11 protein-coding genes are annotated in these 16,858 nt (G+C 64.7%); 5 read left to right on the top strand and 6 right to left on the bottom strand.

The features are described from left to right. The 3 genes from LJE63_15125 to LJE63_15115 all read left to right on the top strand — a co-directional run. The coding region (locus LJE63_15125) for an ABC transporter permease (GenBank protein MCG6907936.1) at nt 1-762 on the top strand (762 nt) is incomplete at its 5' end. A 67-nt stretch (nt 763-829) separates the two neighbouring features. Further along, nucleotides 830-1,891 carry a spermidine/putrescine ABC transporter substrate-binding protein gene (locus LJE63_15120; GenBank protein MCG6907935.1) on the top strand — a complete coding sequence of 354 codons (1,062 nt, stop codon included), beginning with the start codon at nt 830-832 and terminating at the stop codon, nt 1,889-1,891. Nucleotides 1,892-1,960: 69 nt separating this feature from the next. After that, nucleotides 1,961-3,193 (top strand): saccharopine dehydrogenase NADP-binding domain-containing protein, encoded by a 1,233-nt coding sequence (locus LJE63_15115; GenBank protein MCG6907934.1) that lies wholly within the window; start codon nt 1,961-1,963, stop codon nt 3,191-3,193. Between the two features lie 122 nt (nt 3,194-3,315). Here LJE63_15115 and LJE63_15110 read toward each other — a convergent pair whose 3' ends face one another. Both LJE63_15110 and LJE63_15105 read right to left on the bottom strand, forming a co-directional pair. Beyond that, nucleotides 3,316-4,686 carry a DUF4071 domain-containing protein gene (locus LJE63_15110; GenBank protein MCG6907933.1) on the bottom strand — a complete coding sequence of 457 codons (1,371 nt, stop codon included), beginning with the start codon at nt 4,684-4,686 and terminating at the stop codon, nt 3,316-3,318. Further along, nucleotides 4,683-7,280, bottom strand: a complete 2,598-nt coding sequence (locus tag LJE63_15105; GenBank protein MCG6907932.1) for a patatin-like phospholipase family protein — start codon at nt 7,278-7,280, stop codon at nt 4,683-4,685. Before LJE63_15105 ends, LJE63_15110 begins: the two co-directional genes overlap by 4 nt. A gap of 651 nt (nt 7,281-7,931) precedes the next feature. On the opposite strand from LJE63_15105, the gene LJE63_15100 reads away from it, so the two are divergent. Beyond that, nucleotides 7,932-8,981 (top strand): hypothetical protein, encoded by a 1,050-nt coding sequence (locus tag LJE63_15100; protein MCG6907931.1) that lies wholly within the window; start codon nt 7,932-7,934, stop codon nt 8,979-8,981. A gap of 23 nt (nt 8,982-9,004) precedes the next feature. Here the strand turns inward: LJE63_15100 and LJE63_15095 are convergent, their stop codons facing one another. From LJE63_15095 to LJE63_15080, 4 genes are all read right to left on the bottom strand, one after another. Next, on the bottom strand, nt 9,005-9,706 hold the full coding sequence (locus LJE63_15095) for an epoxyqueuosine reductase (GenBank protein ID MCG6907930.1): 702 nt from the start codon (nt 9,704-9,706) through the stop codon (nt 9,005-9,007). 679 nt (nt 9,707-10,385) lie between these two features. Then, nucleotides 10,386-10,568: a hypothetical protein gene (locus LJE63_15090; GenBank protein MCG6907929.1), complete on the bottom strand. Its 183-nt coding sequence runs from the start codon at nt 10,566-10,568 to the stop codon at nt 10,386-10,388. A gap of 58 nt (nt 10,569-10,626) precedes the next feature. Then, nucleotides 10,627-10,974: a hypothetical protein gene (locus tag LJE63_15085; protein ID MCG6907928.1), complete on the bottom strand. Its 348-nt coding sequence runs from the start codon at nt 10,972-10,974 to the stop codon at nt 10,627-10,629. Nucleotides 10,975-11,801: 827 nt separating this feature from the next. Next, the gene (locus tag LJE63_15080; protein ID MCG6907927.1) at nt 11,802-13,568 is read right to left on the bottom strand and encodes an AMP-binding protein; all 1,767 of its coding nucleotides are present in this window, start codon (nt 13,566-13,568) and stop codon (nt 11,802-11,804) included. Nucleotides 13,569-13,993: 425 nt separating this feature from the next. Here LJE63_15080 and LJE63_15075 point away from each other — a divergent pair, with 425 nt between their 5' ends. After that, nucleotides 13,994-16,828 (top strand): FAD-binding oxidoreductase, encoded by a 2,835-nt coding sequence (locus tag LJE63_15075; GenBank protein ID MCG6907926.1) that lies wholly within the window; start codon nt 13,994-13,996, stop codon nt 16,826-16,828. Nucleotides 16,829-16,858: the final 30 nt, after the last annotated feature.

The raw sequence follows: 16,858 nt of genomic DNA, 5'->3' as shown, positions 1-16,858 counted from the left end.
CTGGCCCTGGTGACCATGGGGTTTCTCTACCTGCCGCTTTTGGGGGTCGCGGTTTTCTCGGTCAACTCGGCCCGCCGCGGGCTGGTCTGGAAGGGATTCACCCTGGACTGGTACCTCAAGCTGTTCGAAAACGAGTGGATTCTGGCCGCGGCCTGGAACACCCTGGTGCTCGCGGTGGTCTCCACGGTGGTCGCCACCGTGCTGGGCACCGTGCTGGCCATCGGCATGGACCGTTTCCCGTGGTCGAAGCGCAGCGCCGCCGGCCTGGACATCCTGCTGCACATCCCGGTGGTGATCCCCGACATCATCCTGGCCGCCGCCCTGGTGGTGGCCTTCGGACTCCTGCGGCTGGTGTCATCGGCCTTCGAGCCGGGACTTTTCAACATGATCATCGGCCACATCACCTTTCAGATCGCCTTCGTGGCACTGGTGGTCCGCAGCCGCCTGGTGGCCATCGGGCGGGAGGTGGAGGAGGCCGCCCGCGACCTCTTCGCCGACAACTGGTACCTGCTGCGGCGGGTCATGCTGCCGCTTTTGCTGCCGGGCATCGTCGCCGGCGGGATGCTGGCCTTCACGCTCTCGCTGGACGATTTCGTCATCAGTTTTTTCACCGCCGGACCGGAGTCCCAGACCCTGCCGCTCTATATCTTCGCGGCCGTGCGGCGCGGGGTCACCCCCCAGATCCACGCGCTCTCGACCCTGGTCCTGCTGATCACCATCATCCTGGTGGTCGCCACCGAACGGCTGACCCGCAAGGGATAGAGCCGAAACCCCGGCAGGCGGCTTTCGCGGCGGCGAAAGCCCTGCCCCACGATTAAGGAGAAAAGACATGCGCAAACTGGCGATTGTGACGGTGTTGCTGCTGGTGCTGGTGGGCCCGATGGCATCGGCCGGGCTGGCGGCGGAGGAGGAGTTGCGGATCTTCATCTGGTCGGAGTACATGGACGAGGAGCAGATGCCGGCGGATTTCGAGAAGGCCACCGGCATCAAGGTCCGGCTGGACATCTACGAGAACAACGAGGAAATGGTGGCCAAGCTGCTGGCCGGGGGCGTCAACCAGTACGACATCATCGTGCCCTCGGATTATATCATGCCGGTTTTGATCAGTCAGCAGCTGATCCAGCCCCTGGACCACGCCAAGATCCCCAACCTGAAAAACCTCAAGCCCATCTTCCGCAACACCAGCTACGATCCCGGCAACAAATGGTCCGTTGCCTGGCAGTGGGGCACGGTGGGGCTGATGTACCGCAAGGACAAGGTCACCCCCGAGGACCTGCAGTCGTGGTCGATTCTGCTGGACCCCGCCAAACATCCCGGCCCCTTCTGGCTGATCGACTCGGTGCGTGAAATGATGGGGATCCCGCTGCTCTACCTGGGCTACGATTTCAACAGCGTCGACCCCAAGGAGGTCAAGGAGGCCGCGGACCTTCTGGTCGCCACCAAAAAGTCCAAGAACTGCCTGGGCTTCAAGCCGGGCGTGGGCGGCAAGAACGACGTGGTCGCCGGCACCGCCGTGGCCGCCATCGTCTACAACGGCGACGCCATCCAGTCGGTTTCGGAAGACCCGGAAACGCTGGGCTTCACCATTCCCAAGGAGGGCAGCGAGATCTGGTACGATTCCATGTGCATCCCGGCCAAGGCGCCCAACCCCGACGCCGCCCACAAGTGGATCAACTGGATCCTGGAGCCCGAGATCGGCGCGGCGCTCTCCAACTACAACCAGTATGCCACCCCTAACGAGGCCGCCATGCCGTTCATCACCCCCGAAGACCTTAAAAACCCGGGGATCTACCCCACACCCGAAATCATGGCGACCCTGCATTTCACCAAAGACCTGGGCAAGGACACCCGGCTGATCGACGAGGCCTGGACCCGGGTCAAATCGCACTGAGGCGTGCGCCGTGCGCGCCCATGAACGCAAGCCCTCACTTGTTGAGCGGTTTTGAAAGGAGCACGTGACATGAACATCCTACTGTTAGGCGGAGGTGCAGTCGGTGAGGCTTACGGTGTGTTGGTGACCGAAGCCGATCCTGGCAGTGAACAGGTCCAAAAACTCGTGGTCGCCGACTACAGCCTCGCACGCGCCCGGGAAGTGGCGGCCCGGCTGGGGGGCGGCGACCGTTTTCCCGCCATCCAGGTGGACGCCGGCGACCAGGCACAGGTGGAGGCGGCCATCCGGACCCACGGCATCGACCTGCTGATCAACGGCTGCCCCCAGAACTTCAACGAAACCATTTTTGACGGCGCCTTCGCAGCCGGCTGCCACTACCTGGACATGGCCATGACGCTCTCGCAGAAGCACCCCACCGAGCCCCACGCCAAGGTGGGAGTGCTGCTGGGCGACTACCAGTTCCGCCAGCACGCCCGCTGGCAGGCCAAGGGGCTCCTGGCGCTGCTGGGGATGGGCATCGACCCCGGGGTCAGCGAGGTCTTCGCGCGCTATGCCGAAAAGGCCCTCTTCGATGAGATCGACGCCATCGGCATCCGCGACGGCTCTAACATGACGGTCAAAAAATACCGCTACGCCACCCAGTTTTCGGTTTGGAGCGTGATCGAAGAGTGCCTCAACCCGCCCGTCTTCTGGGAGCAGGAGCGGGGCTATTACACCGCCAAACCCATGAGCGCGCCGGAGGTGTTCGATTTTCCCGAAGGCATCGGCCCCATCGAGCTGGTGGCCATCGAGCACGAAGAGGTCGTCAACCTGCCCCGCTGGATCAACAAGGGGCTCAAAAAGGTGGATTTCAAGATCAGCCTGGGCGATGACATGATGAACGCCCTGCGCCAGCTGGAGGTGATGGGTCTGGCCTCGGCCGAGACCATTGACGTCAAGGGGGTCAAGGTGGCCCCGCGGGACGTGGTGGAGGCCTGCATGCCCGACCCGGCCAAGGTCGGCCCGCTGATGGAAGGCAAGATTTGCGTCGGCACCCTGGTCACGGGGCGCAAGGACGGCCGGCCGCGCGAGGTTTACCTATACCAGGTGGCCGACAACCAGGAATGCATGCGCCGCTGGAATTGCCAGGCGGTGGCCGCCCAAACCGCGGTGGGCCCGTCCATCGCCACCGAGCTGCTGGCCCGGGGCATTTGGCAGGGCAAAGGGGTCCTGCCGCCGGAGGCCTTCGCGCCCGAGCCGTTTCTGGAGCGCATGGCGGCCTACGGCTTCCCCTACAAGATCCGCGACAGCTGGGCGGGGTGAGCGGGCTGTCGCGCCCCGAAACCTGAGAAGCCGGTGGGGGCGGTGGGCAGGCAAACCGGCCGAGCGGCGCCGGAGTGTCACAACCGGGCGCCCCGGCTTGCAGGCGCAAAAGGCGGACCCGGTCAGCCGGTGGCCGCCGCCGAAGCCAGGGCGGCCTCGATTTCCGCGGCCCACGGCAGCGTCTCCTGCCGCGCCGCGCGCGCCTCGCGAATCAGGCGCAGGTTGCGGGCGGTGGTCTCCGGCTCCCAACTCTCGCGCACCGCGGCCAGGGCATCCCCGGTGGCAGCGGCGGCAGCGGCATCATCCCCCGCCAGAACCGCCAGCTCCAGGCGCGAAGCAAAATCCCAGTAATCCGGGCTGCCGGCGGCGATGCGTCGCTCCACGGCATATTCGACCACCGGCAGGAGCTTCTCGCGGCGGGGGTCGGGCGGGGTCTTGACCGTCATCAGGGTCACCGCGTTGATGCCCGGGTAGGCGTCGCGCCAGTCGCTTTCAAAACCGCGCAGGTAGGCCTCGATGGCCTTATCCAGCAGGCCGCGGGCCAGCAGCGCTCCCCCCGCCTTGAGAGCCGCCTCCCAGCGGTCCTTATAAACCCGCCCTAAAATACCGTAGGTTTCACTGCTGGGACCGCGCCGCGCGATGAGCGCCAGCAGCACCTGCTCGGCGCGCTCGCCCTCTCCGGCGCGGTTGAGTGCCAGGGCGAGTTGCTCCTGCACCAGGACCGTGTCGCGCAGGTGGCGCGGCATGCGCCCCGCCAGGGCGATCATCTCGGACCAGGCCTTGACCGCGCGGTAGGAAAGGAAAAGATCCACCAGCACGCCGGCTTCCTGGTCCTCGAAAGCCCCCAGACCGTGGCTCCCCTCCCGGCCAAGCTCCTTTTCGACGGCTGCCACCGCCGCCGGTCCCTCCTTGCGGGCCGCCGCCAGGCGCGCTTTGATCCCGGCGCAGTAGCGCACCCGGTCGCGGAACACGTCCGTCCGGTCGGAGGAGATCTCCGGGTAGCCATCCACCAGCTGAAAAATCGGGCTGTCGGTCAGCGGGTGGTCGGCCGCGCTCTGACGGGCGGCCTGAAGGCGCGCCGCCAGGGCGGCCTTGTCGTTTTCGAGATCCGCCGGCAAACCGTCGCCCGACAGCCGGTAGGGCAGCGCCCGCAGGTCCGCCACGTCAAAGGGCAGCCGGGCGCCGTCGGCCGCAAAAAGGGCCACCGTGGTCCAGGGGCGCACGGCATGCCGCACGCCCAGCTCGTAAAAGACGTTGGCGTTGGCCGTGGTGAGATCCGCCACGGCAAAGGGGCACAGCAGCAGACGCTCGAACATGGGCTTCTGGATTATCCCGCCGGCGACCTCCTCATCGGCGCGGATGGGCTCCAGCCCGGCCGCCGTCACCGCCGGGGCGATGAGCTGGGCGTAAACCGCGTCGAAGTCCACCAGCGCGCCGGCGGTGGTGGGTTTTTTACCGAAGGGCATCAGCACAAAACATAGCGGCAGGCTCATGGGGTCCTCTCTTTCCGTTCCAGCAGGCGGTCCAGCCGGCCGCGCGCCAGGAACATGCGGTCAAAATGCTTCAAGTGAATCCAGGCGGCAAAAGAACCCAACAGCGCGATCAGCACGTTGCGGCCGATCCCGCGCAGGGCCTTGCCGGCCGAAAACCACTTCAAGGCGGGCACCAGGACGGCGCCGGCCGCCAGCAGCAGCACCACGAAAGCGCTGCCGACGGTCACGGCGGGGGGCACCAGCGGCTTTTCCCAATTAAGCGCGATCAGGGCCAGCGCCAGGACCCCGGCCACGGCCAGCAGCAGCCAGCTCTGCATTTTCAGCCGCGGGTGCAGCTTCCAGATCTTGAAGGCCTTGGATGCCCCCACCGACAGCTGCAACTCAAGGTCGCCGCGCGCGGCCTCCTGCTCCGGCGCCGGCCCCATTAGCGCCTCCAACTCCAGGAAAGGCCAGGCCTCGCGCCCCGCATGGACGGTGAAATCGCCCCAGGTGCCGGGCTCGGCGCGGGCCTCATGGCGTGCCTGCAACTCGCGGACCTCCTGGGCGGCCATCAGGTAGCCGCTACACATCAGGGCGCAGGCCTCGACCTCCGAGAAGGTATCCAGATCCGTCCGGATGGCGGCGATCTTGGCCTGCAAGGCGGGCGCCACCCCGTAGGGCAGGCCGGCTGCCGGCGTGGGTTCCGGGGTGGGGTCCTGGCAGGCGATCCAGTCCTGGGGGCGAACCGGCAGGTCCTTTTTGAGGTGAATGAAGAAAAGGCCCTGCAGCGCCCGACTGTCCAGGCGGGCCTGAAGGTCCTGGTACTGGGCCTCGCGCACGCGGTCCATGAGAATCGAATTGGACCGCAGGATGACCGCGGGGGCGCTGTCCTTGGGTTTGTCCAGATCGTCCATCTGGCCGCTGGCATCGCTGCAAAACACCACCGAGCAGCCCTCGTCCAGCAGCCCCTGAACCCCCTGGTTGTCGTGGACCCCGCCGTCCACCAGGCGCACCACCCTGTCGGGGTAGAGGTTTTCCAGCGCCAACGGTTCGAAAAGCCCGGGCACGCAGGCCGAGGCCGCCACCGCATAGCCCAGCCGGTAGCGCCTGAGCGCCTCGCTGGGCGCCTGGCGGTACCAGAGGCGGCGGTAGCGGGCGTTCTTGTCCACCTCCGCGCCCAGCAGTCCCGGCGGCTCCCCCAGCAGGGTGGCGGTGAAGCGCCAGTTGTGGCCGCTGTTGAGGGCGGTGGCGTTCAGTAGCAGGACCGGCACCTTGGCCCGCCGACGCCAGTTGGAAAAGGCGGGATGAAAATCGGGCTCCCCCGGCGGCCGGATGAGAAGCTCGTCCATGTAACGCGGGCTGCCCGCCGGGTGGCCGTCGGCGACCTTGGCGTAAATACGCGCTTCATACAGCTCGCCCAGGCGGTGGGAGCGGCTGTAGGACTTGGAGAAGATCATGGCGACGTTCTTCTTGAAATCCCCCACGGCCTGCATGCGGATATTGCCCTGGATGGCGTCCAGAAAATCGCGCTGCAGGCGCCGCACCAGTTCGATGTAGTCCTCGCGGGTGATCTCTCCGTCGGTTTTGGTTTCCAGCAGGTGCTTGACCTCCAGGTAGTACTGGGCGCCCACGATGCTGCCGCCGGAAACCGTCGAGAGCACCTCCACGCTGCGCAGCACGTCCATCTCCGCCAAGCGCGCCAGCACCCCCAGGTGGTAAAGGGAGGCGCGAAACCCGCCCCCCGAAAGGGCCAGCCCCACCTTGCCGCGGTAGCAGGAAAGGGCGGGGCCGGCATCCTCGCCCAGGAGTCGGCGCAGGGCCTGCCAGGGGGCCGGCCACCCCGCCGGGTCGCTGGTCTCCGGCGGCGGCTCCTGGCCCTGCAGCCGGGCGATGGCCACCAACTGGCGGGCCGTGGTCTGGCGCTCCCACTCGGCTGCCCCAAGGGCCCTGGACTTGGCCAGCCACTCCCCCGCCTGGTCATACTCACCCAGGCCGAAAAAAGCCTCAGCCAGGGTCACCAGCAGCCAGTTGTCCTGGCCGAAGGCGGGGTCCTCGACCAGCCGCGCACTCAAGTGGGCGATGATCGCACGGCGCAGGTCGTCGGCCTCGGCGTTGAGCCTGTCGGCCTCCGGCGATGCGGTTTGACTGCGGTTGGCGGCCAGTTGGATGCGCGCGGCCAAAAGCTGCAGGATGAAGGCGGCGTTGATCCCGCCGTAGCCGCGATCCTGGTCCGGGTTGCGCTCCCAGGCGGCGCGGTAGAAGTTCAACGCCAGGTGGAGGTTCTCCATCTGACCGTCATATTCCCACCAGCGCTTGTAGATGGCGCCCCCAAGGGCCAGGGTCTCGGCGTCCCGGTTGGCCGGGTCGCGCAACCCGATTCGCTCCAGCACGGCCAGAGCGTCGGCGAAGCGCTTGGCCGGAAACAGGTCCTGGTCCTTGTAGGTGCACAGGGCGAGCTGTTGCTGGAGCCAGAGATTGTCGGGAAAGACCGCGGCAGCCTCGGCGAGCAGTTTGCGGGCCAGGCCGAACTGGAATTTGGCCTTGAGGGCGGGGACCTTCCGGGTCACCCGCTCCAGGAGATCTTGCCGCTTGACGGTTTCGGATTCGCTGCTCATGGCACCCCCTTTGACTGCAAATGCAGCCGGTTTGGGTCACGGTAAAAGACAAGCAAGGTTATGAAATAATTTTTTCCCGAGGCCCTTAAGGTTTGGGGCGAAAAAACAGCGGCGGCGAGGGGCGCCGGCAAGGCTGCCTCACCCGGGCGTGCGCGGCTGGGCTCAGCTCACTGGGCAAGCCGAAAAATCGGCATGAGGCGATCTTGTTAGCCTGGGTTCCGGGAAAACGCCGCCGCGGGGTCGCTTCCAGCAAACACCTGGAGCGGCAGAATGCGCTTTTTTTAAATGTTGTTTTGAGGTTGGATAAAGCGCCTGACGAGTGGGGCTGCGTCAGGCTGATTTTAGAGGACGCTGCGGTGTGACGCTTTTATAAAACCATTTGGCCACACCCTTAAACGATCGTTACCGGAGAGCAGATAATAAATAATATAGATGCGCTCAGGGGCTTTGAAAAGACCTTTTTTTCGCCCCGCGCCCAACAGGAAAGCAGCCTGCAAAATACCGTTTGACATGGCCGCGGCTTTCTACTAAATAAATTCACCCTTTCTTTTCTTCCCGGATACCCTGCCCCTTGGGTACCGCCCCCCGGGTGCCAGTTCACCATCCCAATTTCGCGGGCCCCTGCGAAGCGTGTGCCCGGCTGTGGTGACCATGTCCAAGTGCTCTTTTCTCCTAAGGAAGCTCAAGGCCCTGGCGGTCCGCTGGCGCGCCAGATTGAAGTTTGGTTCCTCCCGCCCGGGCTGCGATGCGCCGCCGGACCCCGGCCGCTATCGGGAGCCCGCTCCCGAGAGAGCAACGGTTGCCTTTGCGATCCCCAACGCACCGCAGCCGACCCTGCCGGGCTTAAACAACAGCGGGTCGCACAGTCTGCAGCTCAAGGGCTTGACACTCGGGCTTCAGATGCCGCCCGACGCGGCTTTCGACCCTCTGAGCCACTACCTCTTCGGACAGGGCAACTCGCCCGCCGAAATCGCCCGGCTTCCCCAGGTCCTGAACCGGGACCGGGTCATTCTGGAGATCGGCTGCGGCAGCTGCGAGGTGGCCTGGCAGATCGCCCTCAAGAACCCCGACATCGGGGTGGTCGCCACCGACCTTTACCCCTGGGAGACCCCCGCCGAAGAGGGCTCCTTCTACCAGAAGGTGGCCGCGGCATGGCGTGCCGGCAGCCTGCCCGCTCAACAGGACCCGCCCCCAAACCTCGTGATTCTCAGGGCCGAAAGCGAAATCCTGCGGCTTCTGCCCGAGGGCGCCATCGACACCCTGCTGCTGATCAACCCGGAGCCCCTGATGGGCAAGGCGTTCATCGACTTTCTGGTGGAAAACGACCTCCTGGGCAAGATCCGGCCGGGCCGCAAACAGATCGTCATCATCCCCTATTGCCGGGAGATGGGGGTTATGGCCTGCGGCGGCAACGAATTCCAGCATGCGGACGACTGGTCGCGTGGCTTGGACTACGTCATGGGCGGACGGCTGCGCTTTAAGCGGGGGGATCGTCTGCAGTGGGGCGTCGATCTGCACCGCACGTCCCCCTACTCGCGCAACTCCACCCAGGGCGGGGTCTTTATTTGCGGGGGCTGCCGGCAGTGCGGCGGCGGACTGGATTTAGCGGCTGCCCGCGCAGTGCTTTGCAGCCGATGTCTGGCGGCCGAAGTCGAAAACCCGGCCTTGGGGGGTGCGGCCAAGAAGAAGGTCACCGGCTGAGGACCACTTGCGGCCGGTCCCCCTCACCCGCCAACAGGACAGGCCAATTCGCAGGCCCGACAGTATTTGATGCACGTGATCGCATAGGTCATGCTGCTCATGTCCATGATGCGGTAGGGATTTTCCTGGTCCTTTTCGATCTGGCGGAGGCAGCGCCGCCGATCGTAGTTGCCGCGGGCGAACGCCTCCTGGGGACAGGCCTGCAGGCAGGGTGCAGGGCAGCCGGCGCAGGGGTCGAAAACCGGACTTTCGGTCTCTGCCAGGTCGACATCCAGCAGCAGGGCGCGCAGGCGCACCCGGGAACCAAAGCGGGGTGTAACCAGCAGGTTGTTGCGCCCGATGACCCCCAACCCCGCCACCACCGCGGCCTCCTTCAGGAAAACGCCCCCATCTTCCACCCCGTAGGGCAGCGCATAAGCGGTAAGCGCCAGCTCCTTTGCCAGCCATTGACACAGGTCGCCCACCACCCGCATCAACTCCCGGTTGCCCGGCGTCTTTCCAGACCGGCTGTCCCACCAGTCCAGGGAGGGCTCCCCGGCGGGATGGTGCAGCGCCAGGATGACCGCGGTCCTGGCCGTCTCCGGCCAGCGCAGGTCGACGGCCATCCGGTGGGAGGGGGTGCGGCGGATGGACCGGATGGCTGCGCTGCCGGCCAGGGACGCCCCCAGGGAGAGGGCTTTGGCAAGAATCCGAGCCGAGAGCTGTGAAGGGTCGTGCCGCTGCATCGCGTTAAGCCCCCAAATGGGCCCCCCTACCCTGGATCCCCGAACTTTCCTGAGCCACAACCAAAGCCCGAACCGCAATCGGCTGGCAAGTGGCCGGGCCAAAAGGCCCAGCGGGGCCGCCCGAAAGCTGTGGGCCGGAGCGGAAACCCCACTTTTGAGATAATGATCATAATTTCCCTATCGCGCAAATACCCGACTGTCAACTCTTGGGCGTCCCGTTGCAGCACCGCGAGGCGCCGCCGAACACCAGTGGCGGGCGATGACCGGCCGCGACACCCGGGGAAGCTGGGCGAAACGGACAGCTCCCGCCCCAGGGTCCTTTTTGGGGGTTCCAGGCGGAGGAGCTGCTACATGATTTTTAGGCCCCCGCTACAGTCTTTGCCCACCCCCACAAGTTTTGGGTGACGCAGGGACGCGCCGCCCGCCTGAAACGTGGGTCGCAAACCTCGAAAAAGAAGGGGATGGGTATTTTTGGAATGGAGGCGGCCAGAGATGACCGGGAGCGGTCGGCCGGGAACAGGCGGTAATCGCACCCCCCTCACGGGAGGGGATGGGGCCGGCCGTAAGACGGTAGGCGCCCCTTGCCGGCAGGGCAGGCGGCCCGGCGCCGGCAAGCGGGCAGGTTGGGATCCATGGGCTCCGCAGCGAGAACGGGTACGGGTTCGGATCCTCGGTTTTCTCACGCCACAGCCTCACTGAGCGCTGCGATGCGTTTGCGGGCGGCCTTGATCACACGCGGATCGGAATCGTTTTCGGCCACCTTTTTCAGCAGCTCGACATTCTCCTCGCCTTCCACGGCGGTGATTCTCACATTGGGATCCGACCGCGCAATTTTGGGCAAGAAAAAATCGCTGATTTTCATCTCCTCACCCCCTTTCTGTATGGGATCAGACCCGGATCGCCGGCCAGTTGATTGGCGACTAGGCCGTGATTTCGGTCAGACGTTGCAACGCCTTCTGCCGGACCTCGGGGTCGGGGTCGTCCCGGGCGATTCGGCTGACCAGTTCTGCACTCTGCATGTTTTCGATGGCGCGCATGCGCACCTCGGTGATGGTTTTCCCGCCGGGCTCCAAATTGCCCCGCCACGCCTTGAAAAAGAAATAGCTGCCGCCCAGGATGAAGGCAACCGACACGCCGATCAGGACGAAGGCGCCCGGCGCCTGGATCTGAAGAAAAGGCCACTCCAGCACGCTGGCGGCAAGGAAAAAAACACCGGTCAGTGCGATTGCAGAGGATATCAGTTCCGGGAATCGTTCTTTAATTGGCATGACTGCACTCCTTGAGACCCGCAGCAGGTTGGGGAGCCGATCGCAGGGGACCGGCAGCCAGCGCTGCCGAAAGGCGATCGCTTCGATGACGTCGGCTGAACCGGAAGCGACCGGCCTCACAACCTCACCGCCGCCTCCCTCATGGATGCCGAATGAAAACAAATTACGGGGGGTTCAAGAAAATTTAAATGGGGCCAAGCATGTAGCCTGGGGCGTCCGGGGGGGTATTTTTACGGACCATGATCACGCGCGTAGCGTTTAACCCGTGGAAATGTGGCCAAGGGTCACAATAGGAGAAAGCGGGAGAACGGGGTCCTTTGCCGGCCGCCAAGCGGGCCTTGAGAAAACGGCGACGGGCTGCCATTCGCCGTCTTCGGCCGAGCCATCCGGCCGGGGGTGGCCGGACGGCCCAAGGGCCTGGTGTCCTGTTTATTTGGCGAGGCTCACCGATACCGGAACGGCCCGCGTAAGGATGTCATAAACCGGCGAGTAGGTGGGACCCAGCCGGACGATTGTTAGTGTAACCTTCTTTCTGTAATTTCGATTCAAGCTCCAAGAGCCAGGCGGGGCCCCCCGGGGGATCCCCAAAAATCCCCCGGGGTGTTCCCGCCGGGTTCGCAGCGCTTAAAAAAAAACGGACCCCGGCGCGCCCGTGGGGGCGATGGGTCCGCAGTTGGCGAAAAACCAGTCATCCCGGAGCGCAGCACAACCCTGCAAGGAACATTTTTCAGTCGCTTGAGCTGGCCGCGGCCGGGAAAAAGGCACCCGGAAATGGGGGCCGCCCACCGGGGCGGCTGCGGCCATTTCCGGGCGGCCCGACATGAAGGCTATTTCTTTTTCTTGGACGACAGTTCCGGGAATTCGTGATAGAAGTACTCGTGTTTCGCAGCACCTTCGGCCGCCTTCTTCTTTTCTTCGTTTTCCCTGAGCTCGACCCGTCTGATTTTCCCGCTGATGGTCTTGGGCAGCGCATCCACGAATTCGATGATGCGCGGAATCTTGAATTTTGCCAAAACCTTGATGGTATGCTGGAACAGCTCCAGGGCAAGCTCCCGGGAGGCTTTGTTGCCCTCGGTCAAAATCACGAAGGCTTTGACCAGCTGATAGCGCTGGGGGTCTGGGCTTCCCACCACGGCGGCCTCCATCACGGCGGGGTGCTCGATCAGCGCGCTTTCCACCTCGAAGGGCCCGACCCGGAAGTCGGAGGATTTGATGACATCGTCCGAGCGGCCGACGAACCACCAGTAGCCGTCCTGGTCGAACGAGGCCTTGTCACCGGTGAAGTACAGGTTGTTCTTGAACACGTTCTGGGTTTTTTCGGTGTCGCCGATGTACTCCTGGAAAAGGCCGATGGCGCGCCAGTTGCTCAAGCGAATGACGATGTGTCCGGGCTGATCGGGCTCGGTGATCTGGTTGCCGTCATCATCGGCCAGGATCACGTCGTACATGAAAGCCGGATAGCCGAAGGAGCCGAAGCGCATCTTGCCTTCCATCCAGGGCGGGTTGCCGATCATGGCGGTGGATTCGGTCTGGCCGTAGAAATCCCTGATCTCGGTTCCCGTCGCTTTGCGCCATTGATCGATGACTTCGGGGTTCAGTGGTTCGCCGGCGCTCAGCGAATACTTCATCGCGCTCAGATCGTACTGGCTCAGGTCGAGCCCCACGAAAGCCCGCCAGGCGGTGGGCGGCGCACAGAACGAGTTCACCTTGTACTTGGCCACCGCGGCGATGTATTTTTTGATGTTCAGCGCGGTGAAGGCGAAACCGGTGGCGGTAGCACCCACGTTGAGGGGCGCGAAAAAGCTGCTCCAGGCCCACTTCGCCCAGCCGGGAGCACTGAGGTTGTGGTGAACGTTGCCCGGCTCGAGCCCCTGCATCACGGCGGTGGACAGGTGTCCCAACGGGTAGGAGACGGCGCTGTGGCCCACCCGCTTGGGCAGACCGGTGGTCCCGGAGGTGAAAAAGCAGAAGAGGACGTCGTCGCGGCCTACATCGGCGGCCGCCGCTTCGCCGGGTTCGGCGTCCAGGGCGGAATAGGAAACCCACCCGGCTTTCTCGCCCAGCACGATCTTGGCCTTGGGGGTGCACTGCGCTTCCTGCAGCGCATCGTCCACGAGTTGGGCCAAACCTTCGAAGGCGACGATGACATCGGGTTTATAGGATTCGAAGCGGAACTGGATTTCCCGGGCGGTCATGCTGGTGGCGGTCGGCACCGACACGAACCCGCCCTTCAGCCCCGCCAGGGTGGCGAACCAGGTCTCGGGCACGATGGGGGTCAGCATGTAGAGGTTGTCCCCTTTTTCAACACCGTTTTTGCGCACGAAATTGAGGAACTTGTTTGCGTTGGCGGCCATCTCCTTGAAGGTGAACTGGCGCTCCGCATCGGTATCCAGATCGGTCCAGATCAAGCCCAGCTGATCGCCCCGCTCCTTGACGTGCATCCCTTCAAAGATTTCAGCCACCCAGTTGAACTTCTCCGGCAACTTGGCATGATTGAGTTTCTCAAAAAAGGACTTTGCCGCCGCTTCCCGTTTCTGCATGTCCTGAATGGTATTGATTGCCATCACTTCGCGATAGAAAGCCTCCATTGCCATTGCCCACCTCCATGTTGTTTGAGTGCCTGTTACCCGCCACAAAGTAAGAAAAAGCCGCGTCTCAACCCCGGCTAAGAAACCCTCACGGGAAATTTTGAAACCATCCGGTTCTCGCGAAGGATACATCCCGCGTTCATATTTTTTCGCCTAACAGCAGTCGCAATGTTCTGAGCGAGCGCTCAATCGCGACTCTTAGCATGCAATTCATTTTATTGTCAATCCTTTTTTGCCCTTACCCACGGTGTGGCCAAAGCCATGCAAATGCGGGGCAAAGACCCGGGGCGAGGCACCAACGGGATGCGCAACCGGAGATGGCTTTTTCAACAAAAATCGGGTAATTTGAAATCAACCCGATTCCCCTCAGGGTTCGCGTTCCCGGCAGGCCGCCGGACGTAGCCCCTGACCCTTTTCACCGGGAGGTCGCCATGAAAAATTTCCCCCACCGGGAACTGGCCCGTCGCCTGTCCACCGTCATGCCCGCGGAGCGCTTGATTTCCGACCCGCTGCGCACCTACGCCTACGCCACCGACGCCAGCGTCTACCGTCTGGTCCCCAAACTCATCGTGCGGGTTGAAAACGAAGCCGAGGTATTGCAGACCCTGGCCGCTTGCCGCAGCCTGAAGCTCCCCCTCACCTTCCGGGCCGCCGGCACATCCCTGTCGGGCCAGGCCCTTTCCGACTCGGTTCTCCTGCTGCTGGGGGTGAAGGGCTTCCGCGACATCGAAATCGGCCCCGACGGCGACACCATCCGCCTGGGCGCGGCCGTCCTGGGCGCCCAGGCGAACGCGGCCCTGGCGCCCCTGGGGAAAAAAATCGGCCCCGACCCGGCCTCGGTCAACGCTGCCAAAATCGGCGGGATTGTGGCCAACAACGCCTGCGGCATGACTTCGGGGGTGGACCACAACTCCATGGGCACCCTGCTGTCCATGCGCATGATCCTCCTGGACGGCACGGTCCTCGACACCGGTGATGCCGGCAGCCGGGCCGCCTTTCTGCGGGAGCGCCGGGATCTCGTGGCGGGGGTCCGGGCACTGGCCGAGCGGGTGCGCGGCAACCCGGCCTTGACCGCCAAAATCCGCGAAAAATACCGCATCAAAAACACCTGCGGCTACAGCCTGAACGCCCTGGTGGACCACGAGGACCCGATCGATATGATCGCCCACCTGATGATCGGCTCCGAGGGCACCCTGGGCTTCATCTCCGAGGTGGTCTTTCGAACCCTGCCGGAGGCCTCCCGCCGGGCCGCGGCGCTGATGGTCTTCCCGGACACCGCGCGGGCCTGCGAGGCGGTGCTGAGGCTCAAGGACTGCAGCGTCAGCGCCGCCGAACTGATGGACCGGGTGGCCCTGCGCTCGGTGGAGGCCAAGCCCGGCATGCCGCCCTGGATTCGGGAGCTGGGCGACACGGCCACGGCCCTGCTGGTGGAAACCGGAGCCGACGACGATGAGCGCCTGGAACGCCAGGCCACCCAGATCCGCGAGGCGTTCAGCGGCTTTCCCCTGGCCCACGATTTCGCCTTCACCACCGACCCTTTGCGGATCGCCCAACTCTGGGAGATCCGCAAAGGGATCTTTCCCAGCGCCTGCGTGGCCCGCCGGCCGGGCACCGCGGTCATCATCGAGGACATCGCCGTTCCCATCGCCCACCTGGAAAGCTGCCTGGGCGAGCTTCAGAAGCTCTTCACGGCCTACGAATACGAAAACCCGGTGATCTGGGGCCACGTCTTCGACGGCAATGTCCACTTCGTGCTCACCCCGGATTTCACCAGACCCGCGGAGGTCACAAAGTACCAGCGCTTCATGGACGCGGTGGTGGACCTGGTGGTGGAGCGCTACAACGGCTCGCTCAAGGCCGAGCACGGCACCGGCCGCAACATGGCGCCCTTCGTGGCCCGGGAATGGGGACCGGAACTCTACGCCGTCATGCGGGAGATCAAGGCGCTATTCGATCCCGAGGGCCTGCTCAACCCCGGCTGCCTCATCGACGACGACCCCGAGGGCCATGTGCGCCATTTCAAGGCCATGCCGGTGGCCGACCCCGTGGTGGACACCTGCATCGAGTGCGGCTTCTGCGAGCGCAACTGCATGTCCCACGAGTTCACCCTTTCGGCCCGGCAGCGGATCGTCGTCTACCGGGAAATGACCCGCCTGCGGCGAACCGGCGCGAACCCGGCGCGGCTGCGGCAACTGGCCGCGGCCTACCGCTACATGGGCGACCAGACCTGCGCCGCCGACGGCCTGTGCGCCACCTCCTGCCCAGTGGAGATCGACACGGGGAAGCTCATCAAGCACCTGCGCCGCGCCCAGCTGCACCCACCGGCCCACCGGCTGGCCGATTGGATCGGGGATCACATGGGAACCGTCACCCGGCTGACCCGGCTGGGCCTGGGGGCCGCGGATACGGTCCACGGGCTCATCGGATCCAAACGCATGCGCCATCTCAGTGAAGCCCTGCGCCGCCTGAGCCGGGGCCGCCTGCCGCTGTGGACGCCCTGGATGCCGGCCAGCGCGACGGCCGTCGCCTGCATCCCGGTGCGGGCGGCGAACCCCCGCAAGGTCGTCTATTTCCCGTCCTGCATCACCCGCTCCATGGGTCCGGCCCGGGGCGAGGAGGCGGCCGGGGACGTGCCGGCGGTGACTGCCCGGCTTATCCGCAAGGCGGGCTACGAGATCATCTACCCGGAAAAGATGGAATCACTGTGCTGCGGCATGCCGTTTGCCAGCAAGGGAATCGACGACGTGGCCGACAAGCGCGCCCGGGAGTTGAGCCGGGCCCTGCTGGCGGCCTCGGACAACGGCCGCCTGCCGGTGGTCTGCGACATGAGCCCCTGCCTGCACCACATGCGCGAAACCCTGGACCGGCGGCTGAGGCTCTACGAGCCGATCCGCTTCACCCTGGAGGTGCTCGCACCGCACCTGGAGTTCCGCAAGCTGCCCGAAACGGTGGCCATTCATACGGTTTGCAGTGCCAAGAAAATGGGGCTGGAGGCACCCCTGCGGCAACTGGCCGAGATGTGCGCGGAAAAAGTCACGGCTCCCGAGGTGATCTGCTGCGGTTTCGCCGGTGACCGCGGCTTCACCCACCCGGAACTCAACGCCTTCGGCCTGCGCCGCCTGGCCGAGCAGATCCCCGCGGACTGCGCCGGCGGCTACTCCACCAGCCGCACCTGCGAAATCGGGTTGTCGCACCACTCCGGGGTTAACTATCGCTCCATTTTGTATCTGGTGGACCGGGCGACGGAAGCAGCGGCGGGGGGCTGAGGCCCCCCCCGGGAGGAAGGGAAGAAAGGG

It is taken from the genome of Desulfobacteraceae bacterium (genome assembly GCA_022340425.1).
In the GTDB taxonomy this organism is placed as follows: domain Bacteria; phylum Desulfobacterota; class Desulfobacteria; order Desulfobacterales; family JAABRJ01; genus JAABRJ01.
Note: the sequence above shows the minus strand (reverse complement) of the source record. Positions and strands in the feature narration are given on the sequence as shown.

What these genes read in the sequence shown, in the direction of transcription:
- LJE63_15120 (MCG6907935.1), top strand. Translation starts at nt 830, where the DNA reads ATGCGCAAACTGGCGATTGTGACGGTGTTGCTGCTGGTGCTGGTGGGC.
- LJE63_15115 (MCG6907934.1), top strand. Translation starts at nt 1,961, where the DNA reads ATGAACATCCTACTGTTAGGCGGAGGTGCAGTCGGTGAGGCTTACGGT.
- LJE63_15110 (MCG6907933.1), bottom strand. Translation starts at nt 4,686, where the DNA reads ATGAGCCTGCCGCTATGTTTTGTGCTGATGCCCTTCGGTAAAAAACCC.
- LJE63_15105 (MCG6907932.1), bottom strand. Translation starts at nt 7,280, where the DNA reads ATGAGCAGCGAATCCGAAACCGTCAAGCGGCAAGATCTCCTGGAGCGG.
- LJE63_15100 (MCG6907931.1), top strand. Translation starts at nt 7,932, where the DNA reads ATGTCCAAGTGCTCTTTTCTCCTAAGGAAGCTCAAGGCCCTGGCGGTC.
- LJE63_15095 (MCG6907930.1), bottom strand. Translation starts at nt 9,706, where the DNA reads ATGCAGCGGCACGACCCTTCACAGCTCTCGGCTCGGATTCTTGCCAAA.
- LJE63_15090 (MCG6907929.1), bottom strand. Translation starts at nt 10,568, where the DNA reads ATGAAAATCAGCGATTTTTTCTTGCCCAAAATTGCGCGGTCGGATCCC.
- LJE63_15085 (MCG6907928.1), bottom strand. Translation starts at nt 10,974, where the DNA reads ATGCCAATTAAAGAACGATTCCCGGAACTGATATCCTCTGCAATCGCA.
- LJE63_15080 (MCG6907927.1), bottom strand. Translation starts at nt 13,568, where the DNA reads ATGGCAATGGAGGCTTTCTATCGCGAAGTGATGGCAATCAATACCATT.
- LJE63_15075 (MCG6907926.1), top strand. Translation starts at nt 13,994, where the DNA reads ATGAAAAATTTCCCCCACCGGGAACTGGCCCGTCGCCTGTCCACCGTC.